This is a genomic window from Filimonas effusa (assembly GCF_004118675.1).
Classification (GTDB): domain Bacteria; phylum Bacteroidota; class Bacteroidia; order Chitinophagales; family Chitinophagaceae; genus Filimonas; species Filimonas effusa.
On sequence record NZ_SDHZ01000004.1, the window covers coordinates 370,739 to 383,459 of the forward strand.

General features: G+C 47.9%; 7 protein-coding genes. All 7 read left to right on the forward strand.

The genetic code is table 11. The annotated features are described in order from the left end of the window. Positions 1–3: 3 nt before the first annotated feature. The 7 genes from ESB13_RS21200 to ESB13_RS21230 all read left to right on the forward strand — a co-directional run bounded on the left by ESB13_RS21200 (position 4) and on the right by ESB13_RS21230 (position 12,693). Positions 4–1,287 (forward strand): FecR family protein, encoded by a 1,284-nt coding sequence (locus tag ESB13_RS21200; RefSeq protein ID WP_129005699.1) that lies wholly within the window; start codon positions 4–6, stop codon positions 1,285–1,287. 159 nt (positions 1,288–1,446) lie between these two features. Continuing rightward, positions 1,447–4,794, forward strand: a complete 3,348-nt coding sequence (locus ESB13_RS21205) for a SusC/RagA family TonB-linked outer membrane protein (protein ID WP_129005700.1) — start codon at positions 1,447–1,449, stop codon at positions 4,792–4,794. A 12-nt stretch (positions 4,795–4,806) separates the two neighbouring features. Next, entirely contained in the window at positions 4,807–6,249 is a 1,443-nt protein-coding gene (locus ESB13_RS21210) for a RagB/SusD family nutrient uptake outer membrane protein (RefSeq protein WP_129005701.1), read from the forward strand. A 24-nt stretch (positions 6,250–6,273) separates the two neighbouring features. After that, a complete protein-coding gene (locus ESB13_RS21215; protein ID WP_129005702.1) occupies positions 6,274–7,035 on the forward strand; it encodes a DUF4843 domain-containing protein in 762 nt (253 codons plus the stop codon). 27 nt (positions 7,036–7,062) lie between these two features. Further along, positions 7,063–8,631: a PKD-like family lipoprotein gene (locus ESB13_RS21220; protein WP_129005703.1), complete on the forward strand. Its 1,569-nt coding sequence runs from the start codon at positions 7,063–7,065 to the stop codon at positions 8,629–8,631. 41 nt (positions 8,632–8,672) lie between these two features. Further along, positions 8,673–9,824, forward strand: a complete 1,152-nt coding sequence (locus ESB13_RS21225; protein WP_129005704.1) for a TlpA disulfide reductase family protein — start codon at positions 8,673–8,675, stop codon at positions 9,822–9,824. Between the two features lie 277 nt (positions 9,825–10,101). Continuing rightward, the gene (locus tag ESB13_RS21230; RefSeq protein ID WP_129005705.1) at positions 10,102–12,693 is read left to right on the forward strand and encodes a zinc-dependent metalloprotease; all 2,592 of its coding nucleotides are present in this window, start codon (positions 10,102–10,104) and stop codon (positions 12,691–12,693) included. Positions 12,694–12,721: the final 28 nt, after the last annotated feature.

Here is a 12,721-nt window from a genome sequence, read left to right on the forward strand (position 1 = left end):
TATATGGCCAAGGCAGCGGAACGAGTACAGGAACTATTATCCGGATACCTGGATAATCAGTTGACGGAGCGCGAATACAAAGCGCTCTGGCAATTGATGGCAGGTTCGAGCGACCGGGATCTAACGGAGATACTGGATTATTATTGGGATAGGGCGGCCTTTGAAGGGGAGGCGCTGCCGGCAGCGGTGTGGGAGCAGAAGATAAAGGAGCTGATAAATAATAAACAGGATACGGGAATACCGGTGACAGAACCGGGCACACGGTTGCAGACGGCGGCGCAGCAGGGAGCTAAGCCAGATAACATGGCGCAGCCGGTACCGCAAACCAAGTTACGCCGGTTATTACCAGCTACGCGCTGGTGGGCGGTAGCGGCTACCGTGTTTGTACTGGTGTTGACGGCGCTGTTGTGGCCGCGGGCAAAGAAAGGGGTATTACCTTCTGCGGCCGGTGATGGCGATGCGCCGGCGATAGCGGCTATAAAGCCTGCCACCAATAAAGCGGTTTTAACCCTGGCCGATGGCAGCACGGTTGCGCTGGACAGTGCGGTGAATGGCATTGTGGCGGCGCAGGGTGCGCTTAAGGTACAACAGCAGCAGGGGCAGCTTACCTATGCGCACCAGGCGGCGGCTGGCGAGCAGGTATTTTACAATACACTTACTACGCCGCGGGGAGGCAAATACAGGCTGTTGCTGCCCGATGGCAGCCAGGTATGGCTGAATGCCGCTTCATCGATACGTTATCCTACTGCATTTGCCGGTAAGGAGCGTGTAGTGGAGCTGACCGGCGAGGCCTATTTCGACATCGTTGCCAATGAGCGGCAGCCTTTCAGGGTCAACAGCGGCGGACAGCAGGTGACGGTGCTGGGCACCGGGTTTAATGTGAACGCCTATACCGATGAGCGTTTGATACGAACAACACTGGTATCGGGCAGTATAAAAGTGGCTGAACAAGTGCCGCAAACAGGTGCTTCGGTGGTGCTTACGCCGGGTAACCAGGCGCGTTTTGTGAAAGGCAGCATAAGGGTGAAGGAAGTGAATACGGAGGATGAAACGGCCTGGAAAAATGACCTGTTTGCTTTTAACGATGTAGACTTTGAAACTGTGATCCGTGAGCTGAGCAGGTGGTACGATGTAGAGATCACCTTCAAGGGGCAGATGCCCGGCAGGCAACTGATGGGGAATGTTTCCCGTAACTATAGTATTACGCAGGTATTGAAAATGCTGGCATTTGCGGCCCGCATCGATTACGAAATAGATGGAAGGAAAATTACTTTATCATCAAAATAAAGCTTCATGAAATAACGAAAGAACAACCAACACTAACTAAACATCTGCAGAGGAGTTATCCAAAAAAAACCGGAAGTAGTTGCAGTACTTCCGGCGGAGTATGGGTAGCTGTTACCTCTTTTGCGCGAAGTATTACATAACCCAAAACGGAACAAAGGTATGAATTTGACTAAGGTTTTTACCCGAAAAATGCTTATGATGATGAGAATGACTGCATGGGCTTTGCTGCTGGCTACAATGCATGTAAGTGCCAAGGGGCTCTCTCAGAAAGTGAGTCTGTCTGCAAAACAAAGCTCACTCGAACATTTGTTCAAGGAAATCAAAAAACAAACAGGTTACCTGTTTTTGTACGACAAGGAAGTCATTGGCCAGTCGAAGCCAGTGAATATTTCTGTGCATGATCTTTCCCTGCAACAAACGCTTGAGCTGGTATTTAAAGACCAGCCACTGGCTTACACCATTATGGAAAAGAACATACTGGTGAAAACGAAGCCGGCAGCGCCGGCTGATATTGCGGAATGGAATACGCCGCCGCCACAGGTGTCGGTTGACGGTCTTGTTATCGATTCCAAAACTGCGGAGCCTGTTGTGGGCGCCGATGTGCAGATCAAAAACACGAAGAAGGGTGTTACCACCAATGCCAGCGGTGAATTCGCCATCCGCGTGGAAACGGGTACCGTTCTCAAGATCTCCTTCGTGGGGTATGATGCGCAGGAGTATACGGTGAAGAACAATGCCAGGATCACGATCCGCCTGGTGCCGTCGGTGAATGCCATGGAAGACATGGTGCTTACCGGTGTGTATACGCGCCGCAAGGAAAGTTTTACCGGCGCTGCCACTACATTTACCGGCGACCAGCTGAAGCAGGTGAGCAACCAGAATATACTACAGGCGCTGAAGGTAATGGACCCTGCTTTTGTGCAGCTTGAGAATACGGCCATGGGATCGAACCCTAACGGCTTACCGGATATACAGATCAGGGGCGCCAGTTCCTTACCGGATCTTACGGGAGAATACAATTCCAACCCCAATATGCCATTGTTTATACTTGATGGTTTTGAAACGACACTTACCCGGATCTATGATCTCGATATCAACAGGGTATCTTCCATTACCATATTAAAAGACGCTGCTGCAAAAGCTATTTATGGTTCCAGGGCTGCCAACGGGGTTGTGGTAGTAGAAACCAAACGTCCGCAGGCGGGCAAACTCAGGCTTACGTATAATGCCGATCTGAATATCAATGCGCCTGATCTCAATAGTTACAATCTTACCAATGCTTCTGAAAAGTTACAGGCTGAGCTGGATGCCGGTATGTATACCACTACCTATCAGCCTGAGACACAACTGCTGCTGGAACAATATAATGAGCATGTAAAAGCGCTGGCACGGGGTGTGAACACCTATTGGTTGTCGAAGCCGTTACGTGTAGGCACCGGCCAGAAACATGCAATTGCGCTTGAGGGTGGCGATACTTATATGCGTTATGGGGTTGACCTGGCCTATAACAATATTGCGGGTGTGATGAAGGGTTCCGGGAGGAGTACCACTTCTGGCACCGTTACCTTATCGTACCGGATCAACAAGCTGTTGTTCCGCAACCTGCTTACGGTAAACTTCAACAAGGCCGATGATTCTCCTTACGGAACCTTCAGCGAATATGCCAGGCTGAACCCGTATTTTGAACCAACCGACGCCAATGGCAATATGAAGAAGATACTGGGCACTTATAACCCGGCGGGGCAGGCTGCGGATGAAATTTATACCAACCCGTTGTACAACGCAACATTGGGCACGAAGAACTTTTCGAAGTACACCGAGATCGTCAATAACTTTTACGCAGAGTACACCGTGTCTGCTGCGCTGAAGCTGATAGGCCGTTTCGGATTTTCGCAGAAAGAAGATGTAAGGGAAGATTTTTATCCTGCCAACCATACGCGTTTCATCACCTGGACGGGAGATGCTTTTTTCAGAAGAGGTTCTTATACCATTACCAACGGCACTACCCGTTATTTCAAACCCGATCTTACCCTTAACTATACAAAGCAGTTTGGTAAAAGCATGGTGCTGCTGAATGCCGGATGGAATATGATGCAGAATTCATTTTCTACCTATGGTATGACGGCACAAGGTTTTATGAATGACCGGGTGGATTATATTTCGTTCGCCCGGCAATACCAGGAGAACGGAAGGCCTACGGGCTCTGAGAACACTACCCGTGAAGTAGGGATGCTGGCGTCGATGAACTACTCTTACGACAACAGGTACCTGATGGATCTTACGGTGCGCCGTAACGGGTCTTCCGTTTTCGGTTCCGATAACCGCTGGGGTAATTTCTGGTCGGCAGGGCTGGGATGGAACCTGCACAATGAAGCGCCGCTCAGGGGCAATTCTGTTGTAAACCTGCTGAAGCTGCGTGGTTCTATCGGTTATACCGGTAATCAAAGCTTCAACCCTTACCAGGCCATGGCTACCTATAACTACTATACCGATATCTTCTATGATAACGTGGTATCTGCCAAGCTGATGGCGCTTGCCAACAACAACCTGAAATGGCAGCAGACAAGAGATATCAATATGGGGATAGACGCCCAGTTGTTTAAAAGAGTAAACCTGCGTTTCGATTATTATGTTTCGCAGTCGGACAAACTGCTGGTGGATCTTTCCTTACCTACTTCCACGGGCTTTTCTTCGTACCGCCAGAACGTAGGGGTTATGCAGAACAAGGGTTTTGATGCGACCATCAATTACCGTATTTACAATAACCCGCGTAAAGAAGCTTTTGTAAATGTGTTTGGAACGGTGGCGCAGAACAAGAACAAGATCGTACGCCTGAACAATGCACTGGATACCTATAACAACAAACAGGATACGACCAGTACCACCAAGCCACGTACCCGTTATAAAGAAGGGCAGTCCACTACGGTCATATGGGCGGTGCCTTCACTGGGGATCGATCCTATCACGGGGAGAGAGGTGTATCGCAAAAAGGATGGCGGCACCACCTATACCTGGAATGGCGATGACCAGCAGGTGATGGGCGATGCCACACCTGATTTCAACGGCAGCTTTGGGATCAATGCGCAGTATGGCGGTTTCAGTATCAACTGTGCATTCACTTACCGTTTTGGCGGACAGTATTATAACCAAACGCTGGTGGATAAAGTAGAGAATGCCAATATCCGCTACAATGTAGACAGCAGGGTATTCTCCGATACCTGGAAGCAACCGGGCGACAATACTTTCTATAAAAAGATAGGAGCCACACCTACGACCACTTATGCCACATCGCGTTTTGTAGAAAACCTGAATGAGTGGCAGTTGACTTCCCTGAATGTGGCTTATGATTTCAGGAATCATGCGTTTCTCAAGAAAGTGGGTATGCAGGGGCTTCGTCTTACGCTTTATACGATTGATGTCGCCAGGATGTCTACGGTAAGAGCCGAGCGGGGGACCGATTATCCTTTTGCCCGTACATTTTCTTTTTCAGTGAGAGCAAGCTTCTAAAACATCAGGAACATGAAAACAAAAAACAACTACTTTATCATATTTCTCCTGCCGGTGTTATTGGTTACCGCAGTATCCTGTAATAAATGGCTTGATGTAAGGCCTAAAGACCAGGTAAAGGATAATGAAATGTTTGCTTCGGAGACGGGGTTCAAAGAGGCGTTGTCGGGCATTTATGGCACGCTTGCTACGGAGACCCTTTATGGCAAGGAGCTTTCTTTTGGCATGCTGGGTGTGCTGGGAATGGAATGGGAAGGTGCTTCGCTGGCCTATGAAGGAGAGCGTACGTACGACTACACGCCTACTGCAACGGTGAGCAGGATCGACGCTATCTGGGCGCAGCTTTATTTTGCGATCGCCAATACCAATAAGCTGCTGAGTGCGATAGATGAGAAGCAGCAGATGTTTGCGCCGGATAACTATAAGGTCATTAAAGGAGAAGCGCTTGCGCTCAGGGCTTTCATTCATTTTGAGGTGTTGCGTTTGTTTGGTGCGAGCTTTGCGGAGAACCCCGATAAAATAGCGGTGCCTTATGTTACTGCCTATAGCGACCAGGTGTTTCCTCAGCTTTCCGTATCGGCGTTTACGAAAAAGGTGATCGATGATCTTGTGGCGGCAGAAGCGCTGCTGAAACAAAGTGATCCTATCATTACCGGCAGAACCATTACTACCATTGATGACGACGGTTATTTGCTGAACAGGCAGGTACACCTGAACTATTATGCAGTAAAGGGGTTGCTGGCGCGGGTGTACCTGTACCAGGGGACCAAAGACAAGGCGCTGGAATGTGCAACAGAAGTAATCAACTCGAATAAGTTTCCCTGGGTAAAACAGGATAATATTGTTGTCAGCACCCTTGCAGACCTGAGTTTTTCTACTGAGCACCTGTTTGCGCTTAATGTGAGCAATCTTACTGCCATTACACAGAGTTACCTGATACCGGGGCAGGCGGCTACCAACCTGTTCTCTTATTCCCGTGACTTGTTATTCACTGCCTATTTCGATAACAGGAGCGATGATTACCGTTGGCTGTACCAGTATGCCGAGAGTGCATCTTCGTATTACCTGCTGAAGTATAACCAGCTTACTACAGCCGCCTGGCCGGAGTCGTACAAGAACAAGATATGCCTGCTGCGTCTTTCCGAGATGTATTTCATTGCTGCGGAATGCCAGGCTGCTACCAATATGACAGCGGCGGCGGAGAAGATCAATACCATTCGACAGCGCAGGGGGGTACCTGCGGTGACCATCGATGCGAATAATTTTTCTGCTGTAGAGGCGGCTGAGTTTCGTCGTGAATTCCTGGGAGAGGGGCAGCTGTTCTACTACTACAAACGGATGAACAGGGCTTCCATTCCACGCGGCAGTGATTTTAACCTGGTGCAGTTAAAGGCTTATAAGCTGCCTATGCCCAGGGCTGAGTATGAAAATGCAAGCCGTGTTGATAACCGCTGATTGTAAACGTTTAATCTGAACACAATGAAAAGTATTCCATATATAGCTATAACGCTACTTACAGCAGTTGCTATGCTGTCGTGTAAGAAAACTGCATATCCTGTTTACGATGCTTCTACTCCTTTTGTGAATGTGTGGCTTGGCACCAGCGCTTATGTTGAAGACAGTGTGGTTTATAATTTCAGCCTGAAGCCTGACCGTGCTGTTGATTCTGTAATGTTCACTGCCCGGCTGATGGGATTGATCTCCGATAAGGATCGTTCGTTCACTTTAAAAGCCGTGGGTGGCGATACCAATAAAATTAGGCTTGGGGTGCATTATAAGTTTGGGCAGTACAAGATTGCGGCCAATAGCTATACGGCAGTGTTGCCTATTTATATATTAAAGTCTTCCGATTTTGCCGACACCAGTTTTTCTATACGTTTTGCGGTAGCTGCGGGTAGTGAGCTGCCTGCGGGTGTTTCGGATATGCAGGCGATGAAAGTGGTGCTTGCCGATCGTTTTCAGAAGCCTGCCAACTGGGATGCGGAAACATCTTCGGCATACACCAGGCTGGCATCGTTGTTCAAATCGTTCAGCAAGGTGAAGTTCCAGTTCATCACCAATGTAACAGGCGTGCCACCTACTTACAGGGTGCGTTATTCGGGTACTGCTGTTCCGCCGGATGAAATTCCTTATACGCAATACCAGTATTATAGCAATACCTGTAAAACAGCTTTGTTGCAATATAATGCCACACATACTACGCCCCTGACCGATGAAACGGGGCAGGCGATCAGCTTTTAAAGATTCGTTACCATTCAACTATCCATTATGCGTTTTAACCTTCCATATATAAAGCTCTCCTTTTTATTACTCGCTGTAGCAGTAATAGCGGGATGTTATAAAGACAAAGGCAATTACGATTATGTCAGTATCGATGAGGCTACTATAGATACGTCGGGACTGGCCACCAATTACTCTATACAAAGGTTCGATACTTTGACTATTGCTCCTGTAGTTACTTACCAGGGAGTAAAGGTCAATTCTGCCAAACCCCAGTTCCCCGAGCTGAAGTTTGTATGGAAGATGTACCCGGCGTCGAGTGTTCGTTTGAATGATGAGCGTACGCTGGACAGTACTGTTACGCTGCATAAAATGCTTGACCAGCCTGAAATGGCGTGGGAAGTATTGTTTACGGTGGTAAATACCAAAACTGGCGTAAAGGCGTTTGCCAAATTTGCTGTGGCGATAGCGCCTTCCCTTGCCGAGGGGTGGATGGTGCTTTACGAGAAAAACGGGCATAGCGATGTTGGTCTTATCGTAAACGACCGCATTGCCAAGGCGACAGTAAAGGAGAAGGTGTTGTACGATTTGTATGCCGCTTCGAACGGTGCGCCTTTGAAAGGGAAGCCGGGTTCTCTTATTACTTCTACGGCCAACTTTCCTACTTACCTGAGTTTGTTCATTCAGACTTCTGAGGATGTAGCATCTGTATGGCCGGGTACGTTTGAGCGAAAGGCGACATTCAGCGATACGCTTTTCTGGACAGTGCCTTCTGTGAAGACGCCTGCTTTTATCACTGCTTCGGAAGGGCGTAAGGAGTTTGTGCTGAACAATAACAAGCTTCATAAGATAGACTACCTGACTATTGCGCCGGGCAGGAGGGCGTTTGATGATGGTGCGGCAGGCACTTATGGCACGCTTGCGCCATGGGTTGCCTCGAGCGTTCATGCTACCCTTGCCACGGTAGTATATGACCAGACCAACCAGCGCTTTCTTAAGCTTACTTCTGCGGGCGCCGATATTATACCATTCACAACCAAGCAGGCGGCCAAGGGGCCATTCGATATCAATAATGTAGGGATGCAGTTCCTGTTATCGGATGTAGGGAGGAACTATTACCAGTATTCGGTGATGAAGCAAACCAGTACGGGTAAATATTACCTGCTGGCGGCGAACTTCAGGGTAGCGGATACCGACAGTACGCTTGCGAAAGGCAAGTATGATATGAGCGCCTGTCCGGAGATAGAGAATATCAATTCCATTACTGCGGGTTACCTGGGTGAAATATTTTATTACAGTGCGGGCAGCAATAAGTTCTACCAATTCAAATACAATACAGGCGTTACTGAGAACTTATGGACGGCTCCGGGTAATGAAAAGATCACCTGTATAAGGCTGCAGCGTTCTTATGGCACCAATCCTGCGCAGGATGTGTTGTATGCGCCTAAAAATGCCAATAAGGTTCTTTATATCGCCACTTATGATGAGGCTTCGGGGAATGGTAAAGTGTATGAGATGCTGGTAGATCCATCCAGCGGGGCGCTTAATACGGGTTCGGTGCGGGTATATGAGGGTTTTGGTAAAATTAAAGCGATGGCGTGGAAGCCTTTTATCTAATCATTATTCATAAATATTTATAAATTAAAGGAGAATTGAAAATGCGACGAGTACTTTTAAGTTTGCTGGCATGGCCAGCGATGGCCCTGGCAAGTAAGGGCGATAATACCATCCATATTTCCGGGAAGATGATCAATATGGAGGAGGATTATGTAAAGGTGTTTATGTTTTACACCTATGACGGTGCGAAACATCTTGACAGCGCCACTGTTGTCAACGGTATGTATCATTTTACACTGGAAGCGGAAGGCGCTTTACAGGTAAACCTGCTGGGTCGTGTGGATATGTCGAAAGTAAAGGGGCCGATGATGATCAATAACCGGAACCGTGCGCAGGTGTATGTTCAGGCGGGCAATATCGAGATTACGAATACCGATTACTTTGGTAATATCACAGTAAAAGGTTCTGCAGCGCAGGAGACTTTTGAAAAGCTTACTTCGGCGGCGGCGCCTTATAAGGAAAAGATCGGTAAACTAATGCCGGAATACTATGCGTTCAACAAGGCTGGTGATTCTGCGGCAGGTAAAAAAGTGCTGGCTGATATCAATAGCATCAGCAAAGAAATGAGCGAAAAGGTTTTTGTGAGTTTTGTAAAAAAGAATCCTTCGGATCCGATGGTGATGTATGCTTTGCAGAATATTTCCGGTGGTGGTGAAAAGCAGTCGGACATGGTAATGGAACTGTTTAAGACCCTGCCTGAGAAAGTGCAGAAATCACCGGCAGGTCATGAGTTCATTGGCCGTTTAGAAGGAAAGAAAAGGATTGCGATAGGGGCTATTGCTCCTGATTTTACCCAGGCTGATACAGCAGGCAATCCCGTTAAGCTCTCCGATTTCAGGGGTAAATACGTACTGCTCGATTTCTGGGCCAGCTGGTGCGGACCTTGCCGCAAGGAGAATCCGCATGTGGTAAAATACTATCACCAGTTTAAAGACCAGAACTTCACGGTGCTTGGCGTATCGCTGGACAAGCAGGGCGACAAAGCGCGCTGGATAAAGGCGATCCAGGACGATAAACTGGACTGGACACATGTTTCGGATCTGAAATACTGGGGTAATGAGGCTGCGCTGCTGTATGGCGTATCGGCGGTGCCGCAGAACTTCCTGATCGATCCGAAGGGGCGCATCATTGCTCAAAACCTGCGTGGCGACGCGTTGGGTGCGAAGCTGGAAGCGCTGTTGAACAAAAAATAAACAGCATCAGATTTCATATCCCCCTAAAAGGCTGTATCGTTTTTTGATACAGCCTTTCTTTTACCCGGTCTTTTCCTTCCCCCGGGTTCACATTCGTCATTCGTTTTCTGCCGTCTGTCATTCATTTGTCCTAAATAAACCCTAAAACCGCCGGAAATCTACGAGTAGTTACGTGGATTGTCGGATAGTTCTTATTTTTACCCCTTATAGTAAGGTAACAGTACCTTGTTATAGCGAGTACAATCTTATTCAAATCATTATTCAATTGAAACTCCCGATGCGCAAAATTCATTTGCTTATGGGCGTTTGCTTGTGTATGGGCATTGCTGCTACTGCACAACGTAAAAGAACGCCGGATCCTAAACCTTCGCCAACGGACACTACCCGCAAGCCTATGATGGGTGGTATGGCCAATATGCCTGGAATGATGAACCGTGGTGGCGCTCCCAGTACAGGGCCTAAACCTTTCAACGAAGTAATTACCAGCAAGGCTGTTACCCGTAAGGGCATGTTTACCGTTCATAAAGTGGAAGACCGCTACTTCTTTGAGATCCCTGATTCTGTTATTACACGTGATATATTGGTGGTAAGCCGTATTGCGAAATCGGCTGCAGGTGCCCGCGCCCGGATGATTGGTTATGCGGGAGACCAGATCAATGATAATGTCATCCGGTTTGAGCAGGGACCCAACAACCGTCTTTTCCTGAAGTTGATCTCTTATACCGAGATAAGTGCCGATACTACGGAAAATGGTATGTACAAGTCTGTTCTGAATTCAAACCTGCAACCTATTGCAGCGGCTTTTGATATCAAGGCTTTTCATAAAGATTCTGCTTCCAGGTCAAGCGCTGTCGTTATCGATGTCACTGAATTTATTTCAGGCGACAATGATATCATGTTCTTCGATCCTACTGCCAAAAGGGCGCTTGGTTTATCGGGCATGCAGGCTGGTTCATCGTATATCGATGATGTGAAGGCATTTCCGATGAATGTTGAGGTGAAGACCGTTAAAACCTATATGAAATCGCCCACGGGTGGTGGTATGGGAGCGATGATGGGCGGCGGCGGCGGAAATTCTACGCCGGCTACGTTCGAGTTAAACAGCTCGCTTGTATTACTGCCTAAAGTGCCCATGAAATCACGTTATTTCGATGAGCGTGTAGGTTATTTTGCAACGGGTTATACCGATTTCGATGCGAATCCGCAGGGGGTAAAAAAGGTAAGCATGATCACCCGCTGGAAGCTGGAACCCAAGCCGGAGGATGTAGAAAAGTATAAAAGAGGTGAGCTGGTAGAACCCCGGGAACCGATCGTATTTTATATAGACCCTGCTACTCCCAGGAAATGGATTCCTTATCTTATTGCAGGTGTGAACGACTGGCAGGTTGCTTTTGAAAAGGCAGGTTTCAAGAATGCGATCTTCGCTAAAGAAGCGCCTAAAGACGACAGTACCTGGAGCATTGACGATGCAAGGCATAATGTTATCGTGTACAAACCCTCTGATATACCTAACGCCAGCGGCCCTCACGTACATGATCCCCGCAGCGGACAGATCATTGAAACACACGTAAACTGGTATCATAACGTTATGAGTCTTGTTCGTAACTGGTATATGGTTCAGGCTGCGGCTATCGATCCGAAGGCGCGCAAGATGCAGTTTGATGATGAACTGATGGGACAGCTTATCCGTTTCGTTTCTTCTCATGAAGTTGGGCATACTTTAGGTTTGCGCCATAACTATGGTTCTTCTTCTACTGTACCTGTAGAAATGCTGCGTAACAAACAGTTTGTTGAAGCCAATGGACATACTCCTTCTATCATGGACTATGCGCGTTTCAACTATGTAGCACAGCCTGAAGACAATATCACAGAGAAAGGCATTTTCCCACGTATTGGCGATTATGATATCTGGGCTATTGAATGGGGTTACAAATGGAAACCTGAATACAAAACCGGCGCTGAAGAAGCTACCTGGTCGAACAAATGGATCATTGAAAGGCTGAAGGCCAACAAGCGTCTCTGGTTTGGTACTGAAACAGACAGGGATGATCCGCGTTGCCAGAATGAAGATCTTGGCGACAATGCTATGTTGGCAAGCGCTTATGGTATCAAAAACCTGAAACGTATACTGGTTAAATTACCTGAGTGGACGAAAGAAGCCAACGAAGGTTATGACAACCTTGGCACTATGTATAAAGAAGTAGCTGGCCAGTTTAACCGTTATATGGGGCATGTTGCAAAGAATATTGGTGGTATCATGACCACTCCTAAATTTGTGGAGCAGGCTGGTGCTGTTATTGAGTTTACACCTAAAGCGCGCCAGAAAGAAGCGATGGCATTTCTGCAGCAGCAGCTGTTCACCACGCCAACCTGGCTGATGGATTATAAGATCCTGGCTACAACGGGTATTAATCCTTCGATGTATGTTACCAATATTCAGATGGGAACACTTATGCGTTTGCTGAGCCTGCAAACAGTGAGCAAGTTGTCTATGTTTGAAGAAGCGGAGGGGCCTGCTGCTTATTCTGCTGTTGAAATGACGAATGACCTGAAGAAAGGGATCTGGAGTGAACTTGCTACGCACAAAGCTATCGAGACACAGCGTCGTGTTTTACAGAAGGCATATGTAGAAACATTGCTGGCTGTAATTACGCCTGCTCCTCCTGCTGCAAGCGGCGACGCCATGATGCCACAGGGTGGCGGCGGCGGCACTGCCAAGCTTTCCGATGCTACTTCTATCCTGAAAGGCCAGGCGCGCAGCCTGCTTTCTGAGATCAAAGCAGCTATTCCGGGCGCTCCCAACCAGGCAACCCGTTTACACCTCCAGGATGTAGCGAGCCGTTTGTCTGATGCGCTGGATAAGAAATAGAAGCGCTTATAAGCAGCTTTTTTCAGAC

Excerpts from the sequence above, each read along its gene's own strand:
- ESB13_RS21200 (WP_129005699.1), top strand. The coding sequence starts at position 4 with ATGGCCAAGGCAGCGGAACGAGTACAGGAACTATTATCCGGATACCTG.
- ESB13_RS21205 (WP_129005700.1), top strand. The coding sequence starts at position 1,447 with ATGAATTTGACTAAGGTTTTTACCCGAAAAATGCTTATGATGATGAGA.
- ESB13_RS21210 (WP_129005701.1), top strand. The coding sequence starts at position 4,807 with ATGAAAACAAAAAACAACTACTTTATCATATTTCTCCTGCCGGTGTTA.
- ESB13_RS21215 (WP_129005702.1), top strand. The coding sequence starts at position 6,274 with ATGAAAAGTATTCCATATATAGCTATAACGCTACTTACAGCAGTTGCT.
- ESB13_RS21220 (WP_129005703.1), top strand. The coding sequence starts at position 7,063 with ATGCGTTTTAACCTTCCATATATAAAGCTCTCCTTTTTATTACTCGCT.
- ESB13_RS21225 (WP_129005704.1), top strand. The coding sequence starts at position 8,673 with ATGCGACGAGTACTTTTAAGTTTGCTGGCATGGCCAGCGATGGCCCTG.
- ESB13_RS21230 (WP_129005705.1), top strand. The coding sequence starts at position 10,102 with ATGCGCAAAATTCATTTGCTTATGGGCGTTTGCTTGTGTATGGGCATT.